The organism is Pseudomonas sp. SDO5271_S396, from assembly GCF_054071795.1.
Genome location: NZ_JBSVWB010000035.1, coordinates 19,239 through 44,354, shown reverse-complemented (window position 1 = coordinate 44,354; position 25,116 = coordinate 19,239). Strand labels below are relative to the sequence as shown.

Below are 25,116 nucleotides of genomic sequence, written 5' to 3'. Positions count from 1 at the left end.
CCTTGCGCTGAATTTTTCCTACGGTAAACACATGACTTTCGCCACCCTTGGCCTGATCGAACCCTTGCTGCGCGCCCTTGAGACGCTTGGCTACCAGACCCCGACGCCGGTGCAGGCGCAAGCCATTCCGGCGGTACTGGCCGGTCGCGACCTGATGGCCGCCGCCCAGACCGGTACCGGTAAGACTGCCGGTTTCGCCGTGCCATTGTTGCAACGGCTGACGATGGAAGGGCCGAAAGTCGCCGCCAACTCGGCGCGCGCGCTGATCCTGTGCCCTACTCGCGAACTGGCCGAGCAGGTGCACGCCAGTGTCGCCGAGTACGCGCAAAATCTGCCGCTGACCACCTACGCGGTATACGGCGGCGTGAGCATCAACCCGCAGATGATGAAGCTGCGCAAGGGTGTCGACATTCTGGTCGCCACCCCGGGTCGACTGATCGACCTGTTCCGCCAGAACGCGCTGAAACTCAACCAGCTGCAAACCCTGGTGCTGGACGAAGCCGACCGCATGCTCGACCTGGGCTTCTCCGAAGAGTTGGCGAACATCTACCGCATGCTGCCGAAAAAGCGCCAGACCCTGCTGTTCTCCGCGACCTTTTCCGATGACATTCGCCTGTTGGCCGGGCAGATGCTCAACGACCCGCTGAGCATCGAGGTCAGCCCGCGCAACGTGGCCGCCAACACGGTCAAGCAGTGGATCGTGCCGGTGGACAAGAAGCGCAAGCCGGAGCTGTTTGTGCACTTGATGCGCAAGGGCCACTGGAAGCAGGTGCTGGTGTTCGCCAAGACCCGCAATGGTGTGGACGCGCTGGTGGACAAGTTGCAGGGCTTGGGCGTAAACGCCGACGGCATTCATGGCGACAAGCCACAAGCCACGCGGCAACGCGCACTGGATCGTTTCAAGGCCAGCGACGTGCAGATCCTGGTGGCCACCGATGTGGCGGCCCGTGGCCTGGATATCGAAGACCTGCCGTTGGTGGTCAACTTTGACCTGCCGATCGTGGCCGAAGATTACATCCACCGGATTGGCCGTACCGGTCGCGCAGGCAACACGGGCGAGGCGATCTCCCTGGTGTGCGCCGATGAGGTGAACATGTTGTCGGCCATTGAGGTGCTGACCCGTCAGACCCTGACCCGCAAGATGGAACCCGACTTCGAACCGGAGCACCGCGTGCCCGAGACCGATGCCAGCGGCCAGGTGGTGAAAAAACCGAAGAAACCGAAAAAGCCCAAGGCGTCGGGTGGTGGCGGCAAGCGCAACCTGGGCAAGTGGGTGGACAGCGGTGAAGTGGCGCCGGCTGAGCCGTCGATCAAACCGGTGCGCAAGGTGCCGGTGTTCAATACCGGGCCGCGCAAGAAGAAGTGATTTTGCGGGGCTGCTGATAACCTCTTCGCAGGCAAGCCAGCTCCCACTTCTGACCGAGTTCCAACATTGGAATGCAGTCAAATGTGGGAGCGGGCTTGCCCGCGAAGGCGATTATGAACTCGCAAAAAAATGCCAACTCTGAAGCCCCCTTACAATCGAAGACGAAACGCCTTTCCTGATGACGCCTGCGAGTTTTCCACGAATTAATCGGTTACTGATGCCGCTGCCAATATTGGGAACTGAAGGCTTTCAATAGCCACTGAAAACCAAGTCAAATAACTGACTTCTGAAGTTTATTTTGAATTGGAGAGGTGGATATGGCAGCTTTATTGTTTCCTTTTATTCCGGTCGTTTTGGCCGGATTGGGGATTATTGGTGGATCGATTGCCGGGCGGGAAGTTAGGAAAAACAACGCGGCGGAAGAAAAGAAGGCTCGGGAAGAGCTGGAGTCTCGGGTGAGCGATTTGAATGCCAAGATTCATGAGCATTCGGCGAAAGGTGAGTACGCGCCAGCGATCAAGTCGTTTCGAGAGTTGATTTCACTTTATAAGGAAAACTACAACTTGACGCCTGATGCGATGGCGCAGTTGAATAAATCACTGCAAAACATGATCTTTGAGAGCCAAGAGAAGGCAATAGAGATTACGCACGAATTCAAGAAAAAATGGGCGAGCCTTGAAAAACTCAACCCTTTGGATGCTCGTATGACGGTCAGAAGTTTTGAAGCCATGCAAAACAACTCTAAGTCCCTTTGTATGGAACACAAACTCTACATCGACAAGTTGAAAGTTGTCTTACCGGACGACGATGCGTTTCTGAAGAAAGAAATGTCAACGTTTGATGAGGGCAAACCTCCATTTGGAGGTTCGAGTTACAAATTATGCCAAAGTTGAAGTCATTTCGCCCGGTCGATGGCTACCGGCCCAAGTGATCATCCAAGATGCGCGGGGTCAACCATTTCAGAATTCCGAGCCCCGCCATCCGTCCACTGGCAAAACACCCCGTCAGCAAATACCCGCCCGTCGGTGCTTCCCAGTCCAGCATCTCCCCTGCACAAAACACCCCCGGCAGCTGCTTGAGCATCAGGCGCTCATCCAGCGCCTCGAACGGCACGCCGCCGGCGGTGCTGATCGCCTCGTCCATGGGCCGGGTTTTCACCAGTGTCAGCGGCAGTGCCTTGATATCCACCGCCAACTGCGCGGGGTGGTTGAAGTGTTCAGCCGGTGCCAGCTCTCGCAGTAACGCGGCTTTGACGCCGTCCAGCCCTAACTGACTGTGCAAATGCTTGCTCATCGAGCGTGAGCCACGAGGTTTGCCCAGCGCGGCCTGTACCTTGTCCAGTGCTTTGCTCGGCAGCAGGTCGATATGCACGGTGGCCGCGCCGTCACGGTTGATCGCTTCGCGGATCGGCGCCGACAGCGCGTAGATCAGGCTGCCCTCAATACCGGTGGCCGTGACCACGCATTCACCGAGGCGCGGTTTGTCATCGCCCAGGCCGATGGCGACGTTTTTCAACGGCGCGCCAGCGAATTTGCTGATCATCAGGTCGCTCCAGGCCGACACCTCGAAGCCACAATTGCTCGGTTGCAGCGCCGCGAAGGGAACGCCTTTCTCTTCCAGCAGCTTGAGCCAGGCGCCGTCGGAGCCCAGGCGTGACCAACTGCCGCCGCCAAGGGCCAGCAGCACGGCATCGCTGTGGACTGTTTTTTCGCCGTCGGGGCTGTGGATAAGTAAATCGCCTTCGACCGTCCAGCCCACCCAGCGATGCCGGGTGTGGATAACCACACCCTGATCGCGCAGGCGCTTGAGCCAGGCGCGCAGCAGGGGCGCGGCTTTCATATCCGTGGGAAATACACGGCCGGAGGTGCCGACAAAGGTTTCGATGCCCAACCCATGGATCCATTCGCACAAGGCGTCGGCGCCAAACGCCCGTAGTAGTGGCGCCATGTGCGGTGCGCGTTCGGCGTAACGCGAAAGGAACGCCGGGTAGGCTTCGGAGTGGGTGATGTTCATTCCGCCCACGCCCGCCAGCAGGAACTTGCGTCCCACCGAGGGCATGCCGTCGTACAGGTCCACCCGCACGCCCGCCAGGCTCAAGACTTCGGCAGCCATCAGCCCGGCAGGGCCACCGCCGATAATGGCAACGCGGGAAGGGGGAGTGGCGGGCATCGGCGGGCCTGGGCAAAAGAAAAGGGCGCCCATTGTAAGCAATTGTGGTGGTTATGCAGGGGGCGTTTTTGTGGTGAGCGGGCTTGTCGAAGCATCGCACCGCCCGCGCCCCAGCGCGGGACAAGCCCGCTCACTACAGAAGCATGGTTGCCATAGATGGAATCACGCAAACCCGGTGTTGGTGTAGGGCGGGTATTCGTCGGCGCGGTCGGCGTCGGTGATCGGGCCGCCGGTGAGGCCGTATTTGTCCAGGGTTGGCACCAGGTTGCCGAAGAACGCGTCCTGTTGTTTTTCCCGCTTCACCACTTCGATGATCGGGAACACAAAGGCGGTGACGATGCCCACGCCCGCTGCCGCCCAGCCCAGCACACCGGCGAAAGTCCCGGCGATGGCCGCAGCATCGGCGATACCGAACAACCCCGCGCCACCTTCGATGATCGATGCCACCGCCGCGCCGGTACCGAGGGCTCCGCTGGTGAGAGAGAAGCCGGCGTTGAGCTTGTCACCGGAGAACGCGCTGTTGACCCCGCTGATCAGGCCGAACACGCCGCCGATGAAGCTGCCTGTACCCCCGACGATTTTGCCCAGGTTGCCGAGTTTGTTGATGCCGTCGGTGTTCTGCACCATTTTGCCGGTGGGGAAATCGCCGATGCCCTGGGGTTTGCTCGGGTCGATCGGCGTGGGTTTCCAGGCCATGCCGTAGCCGGCTTCCTTGGCGTACTTGGTGCCGCCTTCGGTGATCAGACCGGCGAACTGCATGCCCGCCGCGACACGCCCGGCGTTATCCGACGCGCTGTTGCCGCCAGTGGCCGAGCGCGCCGCCAATACGCCACCGGCCAGCAGGGCACTGCCGATATGCAGCAGGCCTTGCTTGTAGGAGTCGCTGACGTTGAGCTTGAGCCCGTCCACTGCCTTGGGCAGCACGTCGCTGATCTTCTCGCCCTGACGGTTCACGTCCCACATCGAACGGATCAGCGAGATCACGTCCTGCGGTTTGATCTGCGCACCGCTGGCATCCTTGAACATGTCCGGGTCATCGGCCATGGCCTTGTCGATGATGGCCTTGGTCTTGGCCTCGTCGAAGTTGCCGTTGCTGTCGCCGAACGCGCCCTTGAGCACGTCGTCATTGGCGCCGTTGACCAGGCTGTCGGACACCGCCTGGTTGACGTATTGCTGCACCGTCGAGGAGTCCTGGGCCGAAACCTTGTCGCCCAGGAACTCCTTGAGCAATTCCGCGTGGGCGGCGTACTGGCCGATGGCTGTCATTGGGTCGGCGTTCGGCTGGGCGAGGGCGTCCTGCAAGTCCTTGCCATTGAGAATGTGGTCCTTGAAGTACTGCTCGATGTCGCCGGACTTGCCGGACTTGTCGGCCACGGCGCTCAAGTCCACATGCCCGTCGCCGCCCAGGGCCAGGTCGGTGAGGGTGGCGTCGGTGCCGGCCAGGCTCAGGGCGTCCATCATCGACAGCGGGTTGCCGTTGCTGTCCTTGGTGGCCAGTGCGGTGTTGATCACGTTGCCGCTGTTGATCTGGCTGTCCTGGTAGGCTTGCAGCTCGCGCTTGATCGCCGGGTCGCTGGCGACGATATCGCGCATGCCCGAGGCCTGGTTCTGCGCCAGGAATGTTTTCACGTCCGGATCGCTGGACAGTTGGCCGATGGCCGCATCCAACTGGTCGGTGACTTTGGATTTGGTCGGGTTGAGGTGGTATTCGCTGTCGGCGGTGATCCCCGCGTACAGGTCGCCGTCGCCGACCTTGTCGCTGGCGGCCATGCGGGCGCGGGCGTCGCTGATTTCCATCATCACGGCGGCTTTGGTCTTGCCGTCGTAGTTTTCCGGGTGTTCGAGCACATCCTTGGTCAGCTTGGAGGTGTCGACATCGGCCACCGAGCTGCGCACCGAGGCGTTGCTGAGCATCATCAGCACGCCGTGGTCGTCCTTGGGTGCCTGGTTTTCCAGCCAGGCGCCGAGGTTTTTCTGTTGGGTGATGCCGTCGGCCTTGGCGGTGGCGGGCAGGTCGCCCGCCATGTCGAGGGTGCGCATCATGCCGGGCGTCGACCAGTAGCCGGCGGCGCCGGTCAATTCGGGGCTCAGGCCCGTGTCATCCTTGATCGCCTTGAGGTTGGTGGTGTTGAGGCTGCCGTTGTTGGCGCGCTGGTTGGGCCCCTGCATTTCCGGGCCGGCGCTGCTCACCAGGGAAATATTGGCCATGACGATGGCGGCGGACTTGGCGTTTTCCTTGGCCAGGCCGCTGGCGCCGGGGTTCTTGCTGAGGAAGGTGCCGTAGGACTTCGACGCGGCCGACAGATCCTTGTTCGACTGGCTGATGAACTTGTCCACATCGGCGTGGGTGATCACCCCATCGCTCTTGCCCAGGCCGCCACTGTCCAGGGCGTTCATCAGGCTCGGGCTGCCGGCCAGGTATTTGAGGCAGGCCTGGGCTTCGGGCGGCAGGTCGGTGGGCGGGTTGGAGAAGTCGATCGGGCGGTCGTGCAGGCCCCACTTGTCCCAGTTGTCGCTGAGCATTTTCGAGGCCGCGCGCGGGCGGTCGAGGTCGCGTTCTTCCTGGGTGGGCGTGCCGCTGGTGTTGCCGACGATCTTGTCCCAGTCCTTGGCGCTGGAGTATTTGGAGTTGTCGATCCAGTTGGTGTCCACCGCGCCGTTCACGCCGAAAATGCCGTCGGATTCCTTGACCACCGAGGCATACAGGTCGGGGCTGATGGCCTGGGAGACGATGATCTTGTCGCCGGACGCGGTTTCGTAGCGGATCAGGCCGTGGCCAAGTTCTTCCGGTGTGCCCACCTGGCTCACGCCGCCGGCTTCGTTGGCGCTGGCCAGGCGATAGCCTTCATTTTTGCTGTCGTTGATCAGGCCCCAGGTTTCACCGTCGGACTTCACTTTTTCGTACAGGTCGCTGTTGGTTTCCTTACTGACGACGACTTTGTCGCCCGACACGGTTTCATAGCGAATCATGCCCGGGCCCACTTCATCGGCCGGGCCGATGCCTTTGTAGGTCTCCAGGCCCGGCGCGGTGTCACCGGCCTGGGCGATGCGGTAGCCGTCGGCCTTGCTCTTGTTCAACGCGTCCACGGCGTCGGCCTTGCCGGCCATGCCGTCGAACAGGTACGGGGTCATCTGTTTGATGATGATGATGTCCCTGCCGTCGCGGGTTTTCAGCTCCAGGACGTTGTCGGAAAGCTTGGTGACACTGGCGATGTTGGCCAGGGGAATGCCGGTGTTGCTGATGTCGGCCAGGTTCGGGTCGTTGAGGTGGCTGATCGCTACCTGGTCACCGCTGGCTTTGACGTCGGCAATCTTCTTGTCCTTGGTGTTGTCGGTGACACCGGTGCCGTCGGTGAAAAACGGTTTGTCGTTGCTGGCCAGCACCTTGAAATTGCCGGGGTGGGCGGCTTCCTTGAAGCCGGAAAGGGCACGGGACATCGCCACGTCGAAGGTGGCCGCGACCTTTTTCAAGGCGTCGTCATTGCCGGGTGTCGAGCTACTGCCGATCTTGTACGTTGCCATCGCTGAATACTCTGAAGGCGGAGGAGGCTTTCAGGGTGACGACGGGTTGCGGCAGTTTTGTTGCAAAACCTGCGCAGGCCGGATCTTCCACAACGTTTCACGGCTGTGCAAAAGTGTCTGATCAGAAAATGTACAGTTTCACACAGGCCATGTGGCTATTCGCTTTCAGCCCCTTACGCTCAAGTTATCCACAGGCCGTTCCACAGGCATTGTGGGTAACGCCCACAGTTCAGTGACAACCTGATGACGTCCACACCCGCTGGGCGCTGTGGTGCAGGATGCCGTGGCGCCGGGCCAGGGCCGGGCGGTCCTTGCTGTAACCGCCTCCGATCACGCCCATCACCGGGATGTCACGGCCCAGGCAGTGGCGCATCACGCTTTCATCGCGGGCGGCCACGCCGGCGTCGGTCAGCTTGAGGTAGCCGAGGGCATCATCTTTATGCACATCGACGCCGGCGTCGTACAGCACCAGGTCGGGTTGATACAGCGGCAGCAGGTAGTTGAGCGCATCGTCCACCACCTTGAGGTAGTCGGCGTCACCCATGCCCATGGGCAGCGGGATGTCCCAGTCGCTCTGGGCCTTGCGCGCCGGGAAGTTCTTTTCGCAGTGCAGCGATACGGTGATCGCTTCCGGGGTGTCGTGCAGGATGCGCGCGGTGCCGTCGCCCTGGTGCACGTCGCAGTCGAAGATCAGCACGCGGTTGACCCGGCCGCTGGCCAGCAGGTAATGGCTGATCACCGCCAGGTCATTGAAGATGCAGAAACCTGCCGGGTAATCGTAATGGGCATGATGAGTACCGCCCGCCAGGTGGCAGGCCAGGCCGTGTTCCAGGGCCTGTTCGGCGGCGAGTATCGAACCGCCGACCGCGCGCACGGTACGCCGGGCCAGGGCTTCGTTCCACGGCAGGCCGAGGCGGCGCTGGTCTTCGCGGGACAGTTCGCCGCCCATGTAGCGTTCGATATAGGCGGGGTCATGGGCCAGGGCCAGGACATCCGGAGGGCACAGTTGCGGGCGCAGCAGTTGGCGGTCCTCGGTCAGCCCGCTGGCCACCAGGTGGTCGCGCAGCAGGCGAAACTTGTCCATGGGGAACCGGTGGTCCGCCGGGAACTCGGGGCTGTAGTCATCGTGGTAAATCAATGGCAAAGGCATGGCATTTTCTGACGAGAATCTGCGACGCATCTTACCCGCGTTGTACACTCACGCACATGGCAAGGGAGGGGGACCCATGGAGCCGATACTGGAGTTGGAAAGCGCACGCCTGGTGCTGCGCCAATGGCGCGACAGCGACCTGCCGGACTTTGCGCGCATGTGCGCCGACCCGCAGGTGATGCGGTATTTCCCGGCCAGGTTGAGCCATCTGGAAAGTGCCGCGCTGATTGGCCGGATTCGCGGGCATTTCGCCGAGTACGGCTTTGGCCTGTGGGCCTTGCAGCGCAAGGACACCGGCGAGTTCATCGGCCTGACCGGGCTGCAGAATGTCAGCTTTGAAGGCGCCTTCACCCCGGCGGTGGAGATCGGCTGGCGCCTGGCCCGTGAACACTGGGGGCTGGGGTATGCCAGCGAGGCGGCGTGGACCGCGGTGCGCTGTGGTTTCGACCGCGTGCAACTGGAGGAAATCGTCGCTTTCACCACTGAAGCCAATTTGCCATCACAAAAAGTCATGCAGGCCATCGGTATGCATTACGATCCCCAGGCAGATTTCGAACACCCCAAGGTCGCGGCCGATGACCCGCTGCGCCATCATGTTTTGTATCGCATCACCCGCGCCCAATGGTTGGACACGCTGCACGGATAGGCAGCCCGGAATGCACCAACGTTTGTAGGAGTTGCTCTATGAGCCAAGTATTGGAAGATCTGGTGGACTTGCTGACCCTGGAGCCGATTGAGGAAAACCTTTTTCGTGGCCGCAGCCAGGACCTGGGTTTTCGTCAACTGTTCGGCGGCCAGGTCCTCGGCCAGTCGCTGTCGGCGGCCAGCCAGACCGTAGAAGAAGCGCGGCACGTGCATTCGCTGCACGGTTATTTCTTGCGCCCTGGCGATGCGGCGTTGCCGGTGGTGTATTCGGTGGACCGTGTACGTGATGGCGGCAGTTTCAGCACGCGCCGTGTCACGGCGATCCAGAAGGGCCATCCGATCTTCACCTGCAGTGCGTCGTTCCAGTACGACGAACAAGGCTTCGAGCACCAGACCACCATGCCCGTGGTGGTCGGACCGGAAAACCTGCCGTCGGAGCTGGAATTGACCCAGCAGCGTGCGCACCTGATCCCCGAGCACATGCGTGACAAACTGCTGTGCCCCAAGCCGATCGAAGTGCGCCCGGTCACCGAAAAGGACCCGTACAACCCGCAGCCGTCCGATCCGGTCAAGTATGTGTGGTTCCGGGCCGACGGCGCCCTGGCCGATGCGCCGGCGCTGCACAAATACCTGCTGGCCTATGCCTCGGATTTCGGCCTGCTGACGACTTCGTTGCTGCCCCATGGCAAGACCGTGTGGCAGAAAGACATGCAGGTCGCCAGTCTCGACCACGCGCTGTGGTTCCACGCCGACCTGCGTGCCGATGACTGGTTGCTCTATGCCATGGACAGCCCGTGGGCCGGTAATTCCCGTGGGTTTTCCCGGGGCAGCGTGTACAACCGCGCCGGCCAGTTGGTGGCCTCGGTGACCCAGGAAGGCTTGATTCGCCATCGCAAGGACTGGGCATGAGCCTGTCGGATATCAAGCACTGGGTGTTCGACATGGACGGCACCCTCACGGTGGCCGTGCATGACTTTGCGGCCATTCGCGTGGCGCTGGAGATCCCGCCCGAAGACGACATCCTCACGCACCTGGCGGCGCTGCCGGCGGAAATCGCGGCGGCCAAGCATGCCTGGTTGCTGGAACACGAGCGGGAGCTGGCCCTCGGTTCGGTCGCTGCGACCGGTGCCGTGGCGCTGGTGCGCGAACTGGCGGGGCGTGGTTATCGCCTGGGCATCCTGACTCGCAATGCGCGGGAGCTGGCGCACATCACCCTCGAAGCGATTGGCCTGGCCGACTGCTTTGCCATCGAGGACGTGCTGGGACGTGACGATGCACCGCCCAAGCCGGACCCCGGTGGTTTGCTGAAGCTGGCCGCGGCGTGGGACGTGGCGCCGAGCGAGATGGTGATGGTGGGGGATTACCGCTTCGACCTGGATTGCGGGCGGGCGGCGGGGGCGCGGACGGTGTTGGTCAACCTGCCGGAGAACCCGTGGCCGGCGTTGGTGGATTGGCATGCCGAAGATTGCGCCGCCTTGCGCCGGATGATCTAGCCCAGGCACCAAAAATCAACGGTGGTACGCGGCTTGTGTGGGAGCCGGGCTTGCCCGCGATGGCATCACCTTGGTAGGAGTGATAGACCGCGGTGCCTGCATCGCAGGCAAGCCAGCTCCCACATTTTTGATCCGGTTTCTTCAGGTGTTACTGGGTAAACAACACTTTCTCGCCTTCAGGCGATGTGAACATCCCATCCCCGTTATGCCCCACGCCCGGCACTTCCACCAGGGTGTGGCTCAACTGTGGATGGCGCTGCTTGAGGTAGTCGAAGTAGTTGTGTCCGCGAATCAGGCGGTACGCGCCCTGGGCTTCGGCACCGCAGTTCTTGTCCAGCGCCGGGTGGTTCGGGTCGGTGTCTTGCTGGCCCAGCAGGTAGGTGATGTTGCGCGCGACGTAAGTCTGTTCAAGCTGCTCGGCACTCTGGCCTTTGGCGTAGGCCGGCAGGTTCTGCATGCCGTATTTCCAGTCGTTGAAGCCCGGGCAGCTCGCCACGTCGAACTTCACCGGGCGCTGGGGCGTGAAGTAGGCGTAGGACGATGGGTTCGCCACCACGTAGCGCAGGCGAATGCCTTCGGTTTGCAGGGTCGGGTGGTCGTGGCCGGTCAGGGCAAAGCGCTGCACCACCTGGCCGCCGCCGGAATGGCCGGCGACCACGATTTCTTTCAGGCCCGGGAACAGCTTGCGATTGCCCAGGTGCTTGATGATCTGGTCGAGGGCGCCGTAGGAACTGACCTGGCCCGGGCCGAGCGACGGCTCGCCGGCCATCCAGTCATTGCCATGCCAGCGCAGGACCTGGTTGTCCAAGTGGTTGCGCTTCACGTCCGACTCATTGAGAAACTGCGGTGCGATGACCAGGGTGTTGCTGGCCTGGCCCGCATGTTCGGCGGCGTCTTCGCCGCTTTGCAGATAGGTTTGCGCATTGCGCAGGCGACCATGCACGATGATCAGCGCGCGGGTGACGTTGGGCAGGGGCTGGCGCCAGTCCTGGCTCAAGCCCAGGCTGAGGTCGCCGGCATCCAGGTGAAAACGATCGGGACTGATCACCTTGACGCCGTGGTCTGCTCCGGCGGCCCAGGTGAGGGAGGAACAGGTGATCAACAAGCCCAGCAGCAATCCCGATCGTTTATTCATTTAAAGACTCTTGGCTGAAAAAGTGTCGCATTGAGTTATCTGGCCCTGGGCAAAGCCGGTCTTGAACCAGCGAACCCGCTGTGCCGAGGTGCCGTGGGTAAACGAGTCGGGGACTACGCGGCCCTGACCCTGTTGTTGCAAGCGGTCATCGCCAATGGCGTTGGCCGCGTTCAGTGCTTCTTCAACATCGCCGGGCTCCAGCCAGTTCAGGCGTTTCTGTGCCCGGTTGGCCCACACGCCGGCAAAACAGTCGGCTTGCAGCTCCTGGCGCACCAGCAGCCCACCGTCGCCCTGCATCGGCCGGCCCTGTTGGCGCGCGGCCTGGATCTTCGCCGAGATGCCCAGCAGCGTCTGCACGTGATGCCCTACCTCGTGGGCAATCACGTAGGCCTGGGCGAAGTCGCCGGCGGCCTTGAAGCGTTGCGACATTTCCCGGAAGAAATCCAGGTCCAGGTACACCTGTTGGTCAGCCGGGCAATAGAACGGGCCGCTGGCCGAAGTGGCGCCCCCGCAGGCGGAATTGACCCGGCCGCGGAACAGAATCAGCTTCGGGTTCTTGTACGCCAGCCCGTTTTCCTGGAACACCTGCGCCCAGGTGTCTTCGGTGTCGCCCAGTACCGCCCGCACGAAATCGGCTTGTTCATCGTTGGCCGGTGGCGCCTGGCGCGACGGCGTACTCACCGATGGCGCCTGTTCCATCTGGCCGGTCAACTGGCCAAGGATCTGCAACGGGTCCTGGCCGGTCAGCCAGCCAATGCCGACGATCAGCACGATGGCCGTCAGGCTCAGGCCTTTGCCGCCGCCGAAGCGCATGCCGCCGCCGCCGCCGCCATCGCGGGCGTCCACCACGTTGTCGCTGCGTCGGCCTTTTCTCCATAACATGGGGCAATCCTCTCGATAAACCGTCAAACCACTGTGTTGAGTGCAGTGTTGTTGCTGCGCGGGAATGGCGCCAGCCCGGCTGTCCGACAGGATCGATCGCGGCTTAGTATCGCCGCTCCCGGGGCAGGCCGGCAGGGGCGCCAGATGAAACTTGTGTCAGTTTTGCCAGGTCAGTCGCGGCAATAGCCTTCGCCGGCGTTCACGACCAGGCAGTCTTTTTTACCGGCCAGCCATTTGAGGCCGGTGGCTTCGCCGTCGCCGGCACGCATCAGCTGTGGGCCGTCGGGGCGGGTGAAGGCGATGCCGTCTTCGGCGGCTTCACCCTTGAAGGTGCCTGAGTCATCGGCGTCGAGGCCGTATTGCATGGTCAGGAGGTAGTGGCCACGGCCAACGGCGTCGTCCTTGGCGATGGTCAGGTTGAGGCCTTCGACGCCGATCCAGCGGCCAACCCATTGGTCGGTGGGCGGGGTTTGCGGGACCAGTGTCGCTTGTACGGAAGCCGGTGCAGGCTTGGCGGGGGCTTGTTCCTGGTTGCAGGCGGCGAGCAGGGCAAGGGCAGGAAGCAGGAGAAGGGCTTTTTTCATGACGGATAGGCCTTGGTTGAAAGTGTGCAACTTGGGTTTCAGGGTGCTGCGTTGGACTGGCATCCCGCGATTTAGTGCGCTGTTCGCACGGTGTTTGGTTATGCTCTTGGGGCAGACGCATGCCCGGCTGCTAGATTACCGGGTTGAGTGCCCCCGCGTTCAGCCGCCACGCAAGAGAATTCAATGACCCTCAGTACCCCGCTTTCCGGCGTCAACCACCCCTTCAAAGGCATTGTGCTGATTGTGGTGGCGACGTTTCTGTTCTCCAGCCACGACGCACTTTCCAAGTACCTGGCCGGGTTCTATCCGATCGTGATGGTGGTGTGGGCGCGGTACCTGGTGCATACCTTGTTGATGGCCGGCATCTTCCTGCCGCAATCGGGTTTGCGCGTGCTGCGCAGCAAGCGCCCGCTGCTTCAGGTGATCAGGGCGTTGTGCCTGTTGGGCACCAGCCTGTTTTTCACCTCGGCGCTGCATTACATCCCCCTGGCGGAAGCCACTGCGGTGAACTTCCTGGCACCGATCCTCGTCACCGCCCTTTCCGTACCGCTGCTGGGCGAGCGTGTCACCCGTGGCCAATGGCTGGCGGTGATCTGTGGTTTCATCGGCGTGCTGGTGATCATCCATCCCGGCGGTGAGCTCTTCACCCCGGCGGTGCTGCTGCCGCTGTGTTCGGCGCTGTTTTTCTGCTTCTACCAACTGCTCACGCGTATCCTCAGCCAATACGACACCCCCACCACCAGCAACTTTTTCGCCGGCCTGTGCAATACCCTGGTGATGAGTGCGCTGGTGCCGTTCTTCTGGCAAGTGCCGAGCCTGTGGCACGCGGTGATGATGCTGGCGCTGGGCACCTGCGGGATGACCGCGCACCTGCTGCTGACCCAGGCGTTCCGCTTTGCGGCACCGGCGTTGCTGGCACCGTTCGGCTATTGCCAGATTGTGTTCGCGGGGTTGCTGGGCTGGTTGGTATTTGCCCATACCCCCGACGTGACCACGGTGGTCGGCATCGGGGTGATCTGCATGAGCGGGCTCGCCGCTGCGTGGCAGCAGCGGCGGCGTTGACTCAGACCTCGACGGTAGGAATCTTGCGCGGCGCCATGAAATACATCCAGGTCAGCGCAATGAAGTACATCGCCGGAATCAGGGTGAACAGCACGGTGTAGTTGTTGTTCGTCACCGTGAGAATGTGGCCGACGAGTTGGGTCATGAACATGCCGCCGATGGCCGCGCACATCCCGCCGAAACCGAACACGGTGCTCATCATGTGCTTGGGCGTGTAGTCCATCACCAGGCTCCAGATGTTGGCGGTCCAGGCCTGGTGCGCACCGATGGCCAGGGAGATGGCGAACACCGCGACCCACAGCTGGCTGGAGCCGGCGGCCATGATCACGCCGACGATGCAGCAGGCGAACAGCAGCATCGACAGCAGCCGGGCCTTGATCGGGTTCATGCCGCGACCGATCAGGAACGACGACAGAATGCCCCCGCCGATGCTGCCGAAGTCGGCGGTCAGGTAGATGATGATCAGCGGGATGCCCATCTGCGTCACGTTGATGCCCAGGTTGTATTGCTGGTTCAGGAACGGCGGCAGCCAGTACAGGTAGAACCAGAACACCGGCGCGGTCATCGAATAGGCGAGGGCGAAGGCCCAGGTGCCGCGCATGCGCAGGATACGGCTGAATGGCACGCGGGGTTGTTCCGGCTCGGCCTGTTGCTGCACGTAGGCCAGCTCTGACGGTTTGACGTGGGGATGGTCTTCCGGGTTGAAGTACTTCAGACCCCAGAACAGCAACCAGATGCCGCCGAGTGCCGACATGCACAGAAACGCCGCCTGCCAGCCCCACACGTGGAGGATCAGCGGCAGCAGCATCGGCGTCATCATCGCGCCGACGTTGGTACCGGCGTTGAAGATGCCGGTGGCCACTGCGCGCTCTCCGGCGGGGAACCACAGGCGAGTGGTCTTCACGCAGGCCGGGTAGTTGGCCGCCTCGGTCAGCCCGAGAATGAAACGGCAGACCATAAAGCCGACCGCCGACGTGGCCAGGCCGTGGGCGCCGGTGGCCAGGCTCCACAACAGCACCGCGCAGAAGAACACGCGTTTCACGCCGATGCGGTCGATCAAGCGGCCTTGCAGCACAAAGCCAATCGCGTAGCCCACCTGGAACCAGAAATTGATGTTGGCGTAGTCCATGGCCGTCCAGCTCATTTCCTTGGCCAGGATCGGTTGCATCACGCCCAGGGCGGCGCGGTCGATGTAGTTCAGGGTGGTGGCGAAAAACACCAGGGCCAGCATGCCCCAGCGGGTTTTGCCCACGGCCAGGGCGCCGCGGATCTTGTCGCCGATGCCGGCGTGCGGGTTGCCCGGGCGTGCGGCCAGGACGGAGTTTTGCAGAGGCATGAGGTCGTACCCGTTTTTTGAAATTTTTATGGTGTGTTCTGGGTCTTGTTGCTGCGTCGATGGTGCGTAGCGGTTAAAAAATCGTCAATTCGCCAAAGGGGCATAGTGTTCGATAATCGCACCAAAAACTAACCGGTTCGTACATTTTAATTGCTGCGGGTAGGCAAGGGGCCAATAATTTGCCGCAAACAACTATTGCCGGGAGTCGCCCATGCAACGTTCCATTGCCACCGTTTCCTTGAGCGGCACCCTGCCGGAAAAACTCGAAGCCATCGCCGCCGCCGGATTCGACGGCGTCGAGATCTTCGAAAACGACCTGTTGTATTACGACGGCAGCCCAAGGGAAGTTAGGCAAATGTGCGCTGACCTGGGCATCGCCATTACCTTGTTCCAGCCGTTTCGCGACTTCGAAGGCTGCCGCCGCGACCGCCTGGCCCGCAACCTGGAACGCGCCGAACGCAAGTTCGACTTGATGCAGGAACTGGGCACCGACCTGGTGCTGGTGTGCAGCAATGCGTCGGCCGATTGCGTGGGCGATGAGCGCATTCTGCTGGATGACTTGAGCCTGTTGGCCGAGCGCGCCGGGCGGCGTGGCATGCGGATCGGTTATGAGGCGCTGGCCTGGGGCAAGCATGTGAACACCTGGCAGCAGGTGTGGAACCTGGTGCGTCAGGTGGACCATCCCAGCCTTGGCGTGTTGCTGGACAGTTTTCATACCTTGTCGCTCAAGGGCGACCCCAGCGCCATCGCCGAGATTCCCGGTGACAAGATCTTCTTTGTGCAAATGGCCGACGCACCGATCCTGGCCATGGACGTGCTGGAGTGGAGCCGGCATTTCCGTTGCTTCCCGGGGCAGGGCGAATTCGACCTGGCGGGGTTTCTCGCGCCGATCCTCCAGAGTGGCTATACCGGGCCGTTGTCCCTGGAAATTTTCAACGATGGTTTCCGCGCCGCGCCGACCCGCGCGAATGCAGCGGATGGCTTGCGCTCGTTGCTGTACCTGGAAGAGAAAACCCGCGAGCGCTTGCAGCAGAACGCGCCAGCGCAACCGCTCGAGATGCTGTTTGATACCCCGGCGGCCAGCGCCTATGACGGTATCGAGTTCCTGGAGTTTGCCGTGGACGAAAGCCTCGGCGCCAAGCTGACTCACTGGCTGGAGCGCCTGGGGTTCGTCAAGGCCGGGCAGCACCGCTCCAAGAGTGTGAGTCTGCTGCGCCAGGGTGATATCAACCTGATCCTCAATTGCGAACCCTATTCCTTTGCCCACAACTTTTTCGAAGCCCATGGGCCGTCGCTGTGCGCCACCGCGCTGCGGGTCAAGGACAGTGCCAAGGCGCTGGAGCGTGCGGTGGCTTACAAGGGCCAACCGTATCGCGGGCTGGTCGGGCCGAACGAGTTGGAACTGGCGGCGGTGCGTGCGCCGGACGGCAGCCTGATCTACCTGGTGGACCCCGGTGAAAGCGGGCTGTACGACACGGATTTCAACCTGCAACCGGCAGCATCGTCCGGCGGTGGATTGTTGCGCATCGACCATATGGCCATGGCCTTGCCGGCGGACAGCCTCGACAGCTGGGTGCTGTTCTACAAGAGCCTGCTGGATTTCGAAGCGGATGACGAAGTGGTGTTGCCCGACCCTTACGGCCTGGTGAAAAGCCGCGCGTTGCGCAGCCGGTGCAGTTCCATTCGACTGCCGCTGAACATCTCCGAGAACCGCAACACCGCCATTTCCCACGCGTTATCCAGCTATCGCGGTTCGGGCGTGCACCATATTGCCTTCGATTGCGGGGATATTTTCGCCGAGGTGCGCCGGGCCAAGGAGGTGGGGGTACCGCTGCTGGATATCCCGCTCAACTATTACGACGACCTGGCGGCGCGCTTCGATTTCGACGACGAATTCCTCAGCGAGTTGGCGTACTACAACGTGCTGTACGACCGTGACGCCCAGGGTGGTGAGCTGTTTCATGTGTACACCGAGGCCTTCGAAGGACGGTTTTTCTTCGAGATCCTCCAGCGCAAGAACGGCTATGCGGGCTACGGGGCGGCCAACGTGGCGGTGCGCCTGGCGGCGATGGCCAAGTCCCGCAGTGGCGCGGCACGCCAGGCGCGGTTGTAACGACTGGCCAGGTGCTTCCTTCGGCGGGCGCCGCGGCCCATAATCACCGCCTGCACAACACTGGCCGTGAGCGCACCATGACCTCCGAGGCACCCCGCAAGAGTCGTAAGAACAATCCGGAAAAGACCCGCGAAAACATACTCCAGGAAGCCATTGTCGAGTTTGTCCAGCAGGGCCTGTCCGGCGCCCGGGTGGATGCCATCGCCGAGCGCATCCACACGTCCAAGCGCATGATCTATTACTACTTCGGCAGCAAGGAGCAGTTGTACGTCGAGGTGCTGGAAAAACTCTACGGAGATATCCGCAACACCGAAACACGCATGAACCTCACCGCGCTGGAGCCCCGCGAGGCGATCCGCCGGCTGGTGGAATTCACCTTCGATCACCACGACCAGAACGTGGATTTCGTGCGCATCGTCAGCATCGAAAATATCCACAATGCCGAGTACGTGAAGCGCTCTGATGCGATCAAGGCGATGAACAGCAACATCCTCGAAGCGCTGGGCGCGACGTTGCGCCGGGGCGCCGAGCTGGGTGTGTTCCGCGAGGGGCTGGAACCGTTGGACGTGCATTTGCTGATCAACTCGTTCAGCTTTTACCGGGTCTCCAACCGCCACACGTTCAGTGAGATTTTTCAGATCGAGTTGTCGGATGAGGTGGTCAAGCAGCGCCATCGCGACATGATCTGCGAGTCGGTGATGCGTTACTTGCAGGCCTGAAAATCTCGGCTTGAAATACACTCAATGTGGGAGCTGGCTTGCCTGCGATTGCGGTGTCTCAGTCAACGATGATGTGACTGACAGATCGCTATCGCAGGCAAGCCAGCTCCCACATTTTTAATTGGGTTCACATTCCTAGGTATTTATGCTCTGAAAATGCGCAAGCATCCTGTCGGCATCCGGCACCTCGCCACTGAACAATTCAAACGCTTTCACCGCCTGGAACACCGCCATGTTGCCGCCATCCAGCGTGCGGCAACCCAGGGCGCGGGCGTCGCGCAGCAGTTCGGTTTCCAGTGGGAAATACACGATTTCCGCCACCCATAACGCTGGCCGCAACAGCGTAGCCGACACGGGGGTGCCGGGCAGCTTGGCCATGCCCATCGGGGTGGTATTGACCAGGCCGTCGGCTTCGGCCATGGCGTGTTCAAGGTGATGGCCGACCTGGGCGCGCCCGGTACCAAAACGCTTGGCCAGGTTATCCACAAGGTCGTGGGCGCGGGTGCTGTCCACGTCGAAAAGACTCAAGTGCTCCACGCCCTCCGCCAGCAGTGCATGGGCCACCGCCGCACCCGCACCACCCGCGCCCATCTGCACGACATTCCGGCGCGCAACGTCATTCAGATGGCGACGGAACCCTTCGGCAAAACCCAGGCAATCGGTGTTGTGGCCAATGCGCTTGCCGCCTTTGAACACCACGGTGTTGACCGCGCCGATGCCCCGGGCTTCGTCAGACAGTTCATCGAGCAGGGGCAGGATCGCTTGCTTGCACGGGTAGGTAATGTTCAGTCCGGTGAAGTGCATCAGCTCGGCGGCGTCCAGCAGGTCGGGCAGGGCGTTGACCTCCAGGCGCAGCGGTTCCAGGTCGATCAGGCGATACAGGTAGCGCAGGCCCTGGGCATCGCCTTCCTGTTCATGCAGGGCCGGGGTACGTGAGGCCTGGATGCCGGCACCGATCAGGCCGGCGAGAATGCGTGGCTTCATCGGGCTCATGCCTTCAGCAACTGGCTGAAATGGCTCAGGGCCAGGTGGTAACCGTGGCTGCCGAAGCCGGCCAGCACCGCCTTGGCAATGGGCGACACAAAGGAATGATGACGAAACGCCTCGCGCGCATGCACGTTGGACAGGTGCACTTCGATCACCGGCACTTCACTGGCCACCAGCGCGTCGCGAATCGCCACCGAGGTGTGGGTCCAGGCCGCCGGGTTGATCACGATACCGGCGCAACGGGCGCGGGCACCGTGGATCCAGTCGAGCAGTTCGCCTTCGTGGTTGGTCTGGCGAAATTCGATCTTCAGCCCAAGTTGCTCGGCGCTGCGACCACACAGGGCGGCGATGTCGGCCAGGGTTTCATGACCGTAGGTGGTGGGCTCGCGGGTGCCGAGCAGGTTGAGGTTGGGGCCGTTGAGTACCAGCACGATCGGCGGCATAGGGGGTGTCCACAGTTATTGTTGGTTGTGGAAGTAAAATGTACTGAATGGTTAGTTTGGTCAATTGATCCACAGGTTTCCGAGCGGGATCTGTTCGATTACCGAACGCTCAATCAGAGCTTTCCCACGGACGAATCAGATTAGATATCAATTGAAAATCATTCTCGACAACGCTTAAGATGCCCGCCTGTTTCCTAAACATTCCAGGGAGTCGGTTTGTCGGACGTGGATCTCAAAGGCCTGTTTCTCAAGCATGCCGATACCCTGCGCGGGTATCTGGCGCGCAAGGTGCGGGACCCGCAGTTGGCCGCAGACCTGGTGCAGGAGAGTTTCCTGCGCCTGGCCGAAAAGCCGGCCGGTGAGCGCATCGACAACTCCCAGGGCTATCTCTATCGAACGGCGAGCAATCTTCTGATCGACCATATTCGCCAGGAAGCACGGCGCAAGACAGATTCCGTGCCCCATGAGGCGCTGGCCGAGATTGAAGATGAAGTGGCCGGGTTGGAGGCTCAGGCAATGGCGCAGCAACAGCGACAGGCATTGAAGCAGGCACTGGCGGAGTTGCCGGAACGCACCCAGCAGATCTTCCGTCTGAACCGCATGGAAGGTATGACCCACGCCCAGGTTGCCCGGCACCTGGACATCTCCGACAGCTCCGTGCAAAAGCACCTGGCCAAGGCCCTGGCCTATGTGATGCAGCGCTTGCAGGACGGCGAAGTGGCGCCTCCCGACGAATGAGTTACCGAAATGCGCCACCTCAGACGTCACAGCGTTACATAACGAAAAATTCGAGATGCACACGTGAATAGCCAGGGTCCGCAACAGCACAGCATTACCGAGGCGGCGGCCGAGTGGGCGGTGCGCCTGCACGCCGGTGCCCTGACCGAACAGGAGCAGGCCGAGCTGCAGCACTGGATCGCCTGCGACAGTCGTCACGAGGCGGCATTGCGGTTCGCCGAACAGACTTGGTCGGCGCTGGGTGACGTATACAAGGATGAACCGCTACATCGCCAGCGCCCGACCTCGGCGCCGTTGCCCGCGCGCCGCGCCAGGCGACGCAGGCCCTGGCAACGTGCAGCGGCTGTCGCGCTGGTGGTGGTGCTCACGGGGGTTGGCTGGCTGCGCGGGCCGGACGCGCTGTTGCAGTGGCAGGCCGATTACGTCACGCAGAAAGGCGAAGTACGCACGGTGCACCTGGCCGATGGCAGCAAGGTGGAGCTGGATTCCGCCAGTGCAATCCGGCTGGATTTCGACGGCGCACAGCGGCGCATCAGTCTGTTGCAAGGCTCGGCGATCTTTGACGTGGCGCCGAGGGCGGGTGAGGAAACCCGCCCGTTCGTGGTGCAGAGTGCCGGCGGGCAAACGCGAGCTTTGGGCACGCGCTTTGTGGTGGAGCGTGAAGAGGATCGCCAGGCCTGGGTCGGCGTGCTGCAACACAGTGTTGAAGTCACGATGCAGGCGCCGGCAAAAAAAGGCCCTTCCGAGCGGGTACTCAAAGAGGGCCAGGCCGCGCGCTACAGCCCTCAGGAAGGTGTGGTGCCGATGGATCAGTTCGACGTGGAGCGTGCCACCAGTTGGCGGCGCGGCGTGTTGATCTTCGATCGCCAGCCACTGGCCAAAGTCATCGAACAACTCAATCGCTATCGTCCCGGACGCGTGGTGCTGGCCGACTCGGCGCTGGGTGATCGTGAGGTCAGCGGTGTGTTCCGCCTCGACATGCTCGACAGCGCACTCGTGACACTAACCCGCGAGCTTCAGGTGCAACGCCTGGATCTTGCGGGCCTCAGCCTGATTTATTGATCTGCTGACGGGAGCCGCATGCCGGCTCCTGTCATCGCCAATCTCCCCTTATTTTAAAAACCTTGAAAAAAGTCTTACTGACTTCCCGCGCCTCGTACGTCTTGCTAGGTGAGAAGCATTCGCATAAACAAAAACCGCTTGGCGCAGGGAAAATCAGAAATGTCAGCACTCACCAAGGGGCGTATCACCGGTAGCCGGTTAGCCCTGGCCATTCACCTGGGTCTGTTCGTCGCAACGACCCCGGTGTATGCCGCGCAGCCTCAGGTCGGTGCTGCCCAGCCCGCCATGCTGATGTTCGATATCCCTGCGCAAGCCCTGGGCAGTGCCGTGCTGGCGTTCGCCGATCAGGCAGGCCTGCAAGTGTTGTTCGACAGCCAGCGTCTGCAAGGATTGAGCAGCACCCCGCTCAAGGGGCGTTTCAGCGTGCAGGAAGGTCTTGGCCGATTGCTCGGCGGGGCGCCGGTGGAGTTCCGCTTCACCGGCGAGCGTCAGGTTACCCTCAATCGGGTCAACGCCGAGCATGACGACGCCATGACCGTGGGCACCACAACCATCACCGGCAGCAGCAACGGCCAGGCCAGTGACTGGGTGTACCAGAGCCCAAAGTCGGTGGCGGTGATCAGCCGTGACATGATCGATAAACGCCCGCCCCGTCACGCCGCCGATATGCTGGAGGAAACCGCGGGCGTCTACACCGCCGTCGATCAACGCGACCCCGGCCTGTCCGTGAACATTCGCGGGGTGCAGGACTATGGCCGCGTGAACATGAACATCGACGGCATGCGCCAGAACTTCAACGTCAACGGCCACCAGCAACGCAACGGCACGATGCTGATCGACCCGGAGTTCATCTCCAGCATCGAGATCGACAAGGGCAGCCAGTCGGGGCAGGGCGGCGCGGCGGTGTTGGGCGGTATCGCGTCGTTCAAGACCCTCGACGCCAGCGAGTTTCTCAAGGACGGCAAACCCTACGGCGGACGGGTTCGTGCCGGCAGCGGCATCGGTGAGCTGGGCAACGGCACAAACTTCAACGGCAGCGGCGTGTTCGCCTTTGGCGATGAACGTGGTGATGTATTGCTGGGCTACAGCGAGCGGCATTTCGGCAACTATCGCGGCGGCACCCACAATGACAAAAACCTCGGCACCAATCTGCGCGCCAGGAAATACGCCCCGGCGGCCTTCGACGACTGGTTGAACAGCGAAGTCGGTGACACCGGCAGCGTGACCCGCTCGCAGATCGTCAAGTTCGGCCTGAACCTGCCCAACGACCAGCGCGTGCAGTTGAGCTACCTGGAAAGCGACACCGACAGCAACGATTCCTGGGGCTACATCGCCGATGACCTGCTGAGCACCTATTACCTGCGCACCAGCAAAAACAATCTCAACGCAAAAAACGTCGCGCTGGACTACAGCTACAGCCCGGACAACCCGCTGATCGACTTCAAGGCCAAGCTCTATTACGTCACCACCCAGCTGGACCGGGCCAATGCGCCCAATGTGGCGTCGCTGAGTTCGGGCAACTACTTCGCGCCCTACACCGACCATTTCCAGACCGACACCTGGGGCCTGCAAGGGGAAAACACCGCGCGCTTCGACATGGGCGCAGGGGGCCACTTGAGCTGGAACTATGGCCTGGAGATGTATCAGGACACCTTCAAGCCCAGAACCAATAAAGTTGAGTCGAGCAATGTCCTCGCGACCGGATCATTGCCCTACACCCCCAGTGCCGACCCGGAAGGCAAGCGCACCATCGCCAGTCTCTTCAACAATCTGCAATACGAATACGACGATTGGCTGACCGTGGATGCAGGGCTGCGTTACGACCGCTACCGACTGGAAGGCGTTACGGGAATGACGCTCTACAAGCGCGATCGTTTTTACACCAGCAGCACGCCGGCCCGGCGCGTCGAGGACATTTTCGACATCGACCGTGAGGAAGGGCGCTTTTCGCCAACCTTTGGTGTGGGCATCAAGCCCGGCGTCGACTGGCTGCAACTCTATACCCGCTGGGGCAAGGGCTGGCGTCCGCCGGCCGTCACCGAAACCTTCATGACCGGCCGACCCCATGGTGGTGGCACGGGCGAGCGGGTATTCCCCAACCCTTACCTCAAGCCTGAAGAGTCCCGTGATTGGGAAGTGGGGATGAATGTGTTCAAGGAATCGTTGTTCTTCAACGATGACCGGCTGGGCATCAAGGTGGCGTATTTCGATACGAAGATTAAGAACTTCACCTTTCTCAACACCAGCGTGAGCCTGCCGGAGACGTCCGTGGGCGGCTTCAACGGGATCATGGCGTACACCAACAACCTCAATGACACGCGGTTCAGGGGGCTTGAGTATCAACTGAACTACGACATGGGGCGGGCGTATACCAACCTCAGCTACACCCACATGATCGGCAGCAACGAGTTCTGCTCGAAGAACTACTACCTGGGCGGCGCCAAGAAGGCCGGTCCTACCACCACCGTTATCGAACAGTTCACCCGCCCCAACGGCACCATCGGGTTCCGTCCGGTCACTCGGTATGAAGTGCTGGATGACGATGTCGCCAATGCCAAGGAAAGCTGCGGCCGCATCATGGGGAATGCCACCTACACCCCGGCTGATCGCGGGTCGCTGACGCTGGGCGCGCGCTTTCTGGACAAGCGCCTGGATACCGGTGTGCGTGTTCGCTACAGCTCCGGTAATGGGGAAAACCTGAACAACCAGGGCTATCAGTTCATCGACCAGGCCGTGTGGCCCAAATACACCGTCTATGACGTCTACGCCAGTTACTGGATGACCGATCAATTGAACATCGCCCTGGCACTGGAGAACGCCACCGACGAGGCCTACTTCGTGGCCATGGGCGATGCCAACAACCTCAGCCTGGCTCGCGGGCGGACGTTGAGCGGGATGCTCGAATACAAATTCTGATACCGAGGCCGAGGCCCCGGATCAATCACGGTTTTGCCCAGGGTTGGGCAAAAAGTGCGCATCTGCGTACTGATACTAGCGCTGTTTATAACGAGGTTTAGTGATGACTATTTCTGTTAGCTACGAGTCGTACCTGGGCACTACTTCGCTGTCTGACTACCTGTCGGACTGGGCTCTGGGTTTTGCCACGGCAGGCCATGGCACCGGTAATACTGGCGGTTTCAGCAATGGCACCTTCAGTGGCGATCAGTATTCGACCCATGGCGCCAACAATTCCGACTACGCGTTCATCGCCGACAGCAACACCAGCAACGGCCTGCACTATGTGTTCAATCCACTGTTGCCTGCCAGCAGCAACCTGAACCACTACCTGTGGGGCAACCTGGATAACGTCGAGCTGGGCACCGGCCTTAGCGGCGGCAACGGCAGTGATTTTGACCTGAGCGCCTACAAGGTGGCCTTCAACGGTCTCGACCTGTTCGCCGCGGAAGGCGCGGGCCGCACCGGCAACGAAGTTCAAAGCGTGATCTACGGCTTGATGCAAGGCAACACCAGCGCACTGGAAGGCGTGCTCAACGAACTGCTGGGCGCCATCGACTCCAGCCTCTCCACCGCCAGCACCTTCGACGAAATCTCTGCGGGTCTTGCGGCTCACGCAGCGTCCTCGACCACCGCCGATGTGGCGCTGGTGGGTGTGCAGGATGTAGCGCAGGACTTCGCACTCGCGGCCTGACGCAGCATGAAAAAAGCGAATGGAAGATCACTCTCCCATTCGCCGTATTACACCGTCGTCG

Annotated in this window: 21 protein-coding genes; 12 read left to right on the top strand and 9 right to left on the bottom strand. The window is 61.6% G+C overall.

Annotated elements, in window-relative coordinates:
• Positions 1–31: 31 nt before the first annotated feature.
• Both ACW9IN_RS21465 and ACW9IN_RS21460 read left to right on the top strand, forming a co-directional pair.
• Positions 32–1,366: a DEAD/DEAH box helicase gene (locus tag ACW9IN_RS21465; protein WP_457367703.1), complete on the top strand. Its 1,335-nt coding sequence runs from the start codon at positions 32–34 to the stop codon at positions 1,364–1,366.
• 317 nt (positions 1,367–1,683) lie between these two features.
• Positions 1,684–2,259 (top strand): hypothetical protein, encoded by a 576-nt coding sequence (locus tag ACW9IN_RS21460; RefSeq protein ID WP_457367702.1) that lies wholly within the window; start codon positions 1,684–1,686, stop codon positions 2,257–2,259.
• 22 nt (positions 2,260–2,281) lie between these two features.
• Here ACW9IN_RS21460 and ACW9IN_RS21455 read toward each other — a convergent pair whose 3' ends face one another.
• The 3 genes from ACW9IN_RS21455 to ACW9IN_RS21445 all read right to left on the bottom strand — a co-directional run bounded on the left by ACW9IN_RS21455 (position 2,282) and on the right by ACW9IN_RS21445 (position 8,207).
• The gene (locus tag ACW9IN_RS21455; RefSeq protein WP_457367701.1) at positions 2,282–3,535 is read right to left on the bottom strand and encodes a TIGR03862 family flavoprotein; all 1,254 of its coding nucleotides are present in this window, start codon (positions 3,533–3,535) and stop codon (positions 2,282–2,284) included.
• Positions 3,536–3,697: 162 nt separating this feature from the next.
• Positions 3,698–7,057 (bottom strand): type III effector HrpK domain-containing protein, encoded by a 3,360-nt coding sequence (locus ACW9IN_RS21450; protein WP_457367700.1) that lies wholly within the window; start codon positions 7,055–7,057, stop codon positions 3,698–3,700.
• A 229-nt stretch (positions 7,058–7,286) separates the two neighbouring features.
• Positions 7,287–8,207 (bottom strand): histone deacetylase family protein, encoded by a 921-nt coding sequence (locus tag ACW9IN_RS21445; protein WP_457367699.1) that lies wholly within the window; start codon positions 8,205–8,207, stop codon positions 7,287–7,289.
• A gap of 76 nt (positions 8,208–8,283) precedes the next feature.
• Here ACW9IN_RS21445 and ACW9IN_RS21440 point away from each other — a divergent pair, with 76 nt between their 5' ends.
• From ACW9IN_RS21440 to ACW9IN_RS21430, 3 genes are read left to right on the top strand one after another with little or no spacing between them, the layout of a single operon-like run.
• Positions 8,284–8,853, top strand: coding sequence for a GNAT family N-acetyltransferase (locus tag ACW9IN_RS21440; RefSeq protein WP_457367698.1), 570 nt, complete (start codon positions 8,284–8,286; stop codon positions 8,851–8,853).
• A gap of 38 nt (positions 8,854–8,891) precedes the next feature.
• Positions 8,892–9,761: an acyl-CoA thioesterase II gene (gene tesB, locus ACW9IN_RS21435; protein ID WP_457367697.1), complete on the top strand. Its 870-nt coding sequence runs from the start codon at positions 8,892–8,894 to the stop codon at positions 9,759–9,761.
• Positions 9,758–10,345 (top strand): HAD family hydrolase, encoded by a 588-nt coding sequence (locus ACW9IN_RS21430; protein WP_457367696.1) that lies wholly within the window; start codon positions 9,758–9,760, stop codon positions 10,343–10,345. The genes tesB and ACW9IN_RS21430 overlap by 4 nt, the downstream gene beginning before the upstream one ends.
• A 148-nt stretch (positions 10,346–10,493) precedes the next feature.
• Here the strand turns inward: ACW9IN_RS21430 and ACW9IN_RS21425 are convergent, their stop codons facing one another.
• The 3 genes from ACW9IN_RS21425 to ACW9IN_RS21415 all read right to left on the bottom strand — a co-directional run bounded on the left by ACW9IN_RS21425 (position 10,494) and on the right by ACW9IN_RS21415 (position 12,946).
• Entirely contained in the window at positions 10,494–11,480 is a 987-nt protein-coding gene (locus ACW9IN_RS21425; RefSeq protein ID WP_457367695.1) for an alpha/beta hydrolase, read from the bottom strand.
• Complete coding sequence (gene ypfJ, locus ACW9IN_RS21420) at positions 11,481–12,362, bottom strand: KPN_02809 family neutral zinc metallopeptidase (protein ID WP_457367694.1); 882 nt, start codon at positions 12,360–12,362, stop codon at positions 11,481–11,483.
• A gap of 170 nt (positions 12,363–12,532) precedes the next feature.
• Entirely contained in the window at positions 12,533–12,946 is a 414-nt protein-coding gene (locus ACW9IN_RS21415; protein WP_457367693.1) for a hypothetical protein, read from the bottom strand.
• 183 nt (positions 12,947–13,129) lie between these two features.
• Between ACW9IN_RS21415 and ACW9IN_RS21410 the strand changes: the two genes are divergently transcribed.
• Entirely contained in the window at positions 13,130–14,008 is an 879-nt protein-coding gene (locus ACW9IN_RS21410; RefSeq protein WP_457367692.1) for a DMT family transporter, read from the top strand.
• A gap of 1 nt (position 14,009) precedes the next feature.
• Here the strand turns inward: ACW9IN_RS21410 and ACW9IN_RS21405 are convergent, their stop codons facing one another.
• Positions 14,010–15,344: an MFS transporter gene (locus ACW9IN_RS21405; RefSeq protein WP_457367691.1), complete on the bottom strand. Its 1,335-nt coding sequence runs from the start codon at positions 15,342–15,344 to the stop codon at positions 14,010–14,012.
• Positions 15,345–15,555: 211 nt separating this feature from the next.
• On the opposite strand from ACW9IN_RS21405, the gene quiC reads away from it, so the two are divergent.
• Together quiC and ACW9IN_RS21395 are read left to right on the top strand one after the other, a co-directional pair.
• Positions 15,556–17,457: a 3-dehydroshikimate dehydratase QuiC gene (gene quiC / locus ACW9IN_RS21400; protein WP_457367690.1), complete on the top strand. Its 1,902-nt coding sequence runs from the start codon at positions 15,556–15,558 to the stop codon at positions 17,455–17,457.
• Positions 17,458–17,534: 77 nt separating this feature from the next.
• Positions 17,535–18,176 (top strand): TetR/AcrR family transcriptional regulator, encoded by a 642-nt coding sequence (locus ACW9IN_RS21395; RefSeq protein WP_457367689.1) that lies wholly within the window; start codon positions 17,535–17,537, stop codon positions 18,174–18,176.
• A gap of 135 nt (positions 18,177–18,311) precedes the next feature.
• Here ACW9IN_RS21395 and ACW9IN_RS21390 read toward each other — a convergent pair whose 3' ends face one another.
• Positions 18,312–19,160 (bottom strand): shikimate dehydrogenase, encoded by an 849-nt coding sequence (locus tag ACW9IN_RS21390; protein WP_457367688.1) that lies wholly within the window; start codon positions 19,158–19,160, stop codon positions 18,312–18,314.
• A gap of 5 nt (positions 19,161–19,165) precedes the next feature.
• Entirely contained in the window at positions 19,166–19,606 is a 441-nt protein-coding gene (gene aroQ, locus ACW9IN_RS21385) for a type II 3-dehydroquinate dehydratase (RefSeq protein WP_457367687.1), read from the bottom strand.
• A 216-nt stretch (positions 19,607–19,822) separates the two neighbouring features.
• On the opposite strand from aroQ, the gene ACW9IN_RS21380 reads away from it, so the two are divergent.
• The 4 genes from ACW9IN_RS21380 to ACW9IN_RS21365 all read left to right on the top strand — a co-directional run bounded on the left by ACW9IN_RS21380 (position 19,823) and on the right by ACW9IN_RS21365 (position 25,055).
• The gene (locus ACW9IN_RS21380; protein WP_457367686.1) at positions 19,823–20,344 is read left to right on the top strand and encodes an RNA polymerase sigma factor; all 522 of its coding nucleotides are present in this window, start codon (positions 19,823–19,825) and stop codon (positions 20,342–20,344) included.
• Between the two features lie 63 nt (positions 20,345–20,407).
• Positions 20,408–21,406: a FecR family protein gene (locus tag ACW9IN_RS21375; protein WP_457367685.1), complete on the top strand. Its 999-nt coding sequence runs from the start codon at positions 20,408–20,410 to the stop codon at positions 21,404–21,406.
• Positions 21,407–21,565: 159 nt separating this feature from the next.
• Complete coding sequence (locus ACW9IN_RS21370) at positions 21,566–24,322, top strand: TonB-dependent hemoglobin/transferrin/lactoferrin family receptor (protein ID WP_457367684.1); 2,757 nt, start codon at positions 21,566–21,568, stop codon at positions 24,320–24,322.
• 103 nt (positions 24,323–24,425) lie between these two features.
• A complete protein-coding gene (locus ACW9IN_RS21365; RefSeq protein ID WP_457367683.1) occupies positions 24,426–25,055 on the top strand; it encodes a heme acquisition protein HasA in 630 nt (209 codons plus the stop codon).
• Positions 25,056–25,116 lie beyond the last annotated feature (61 nt).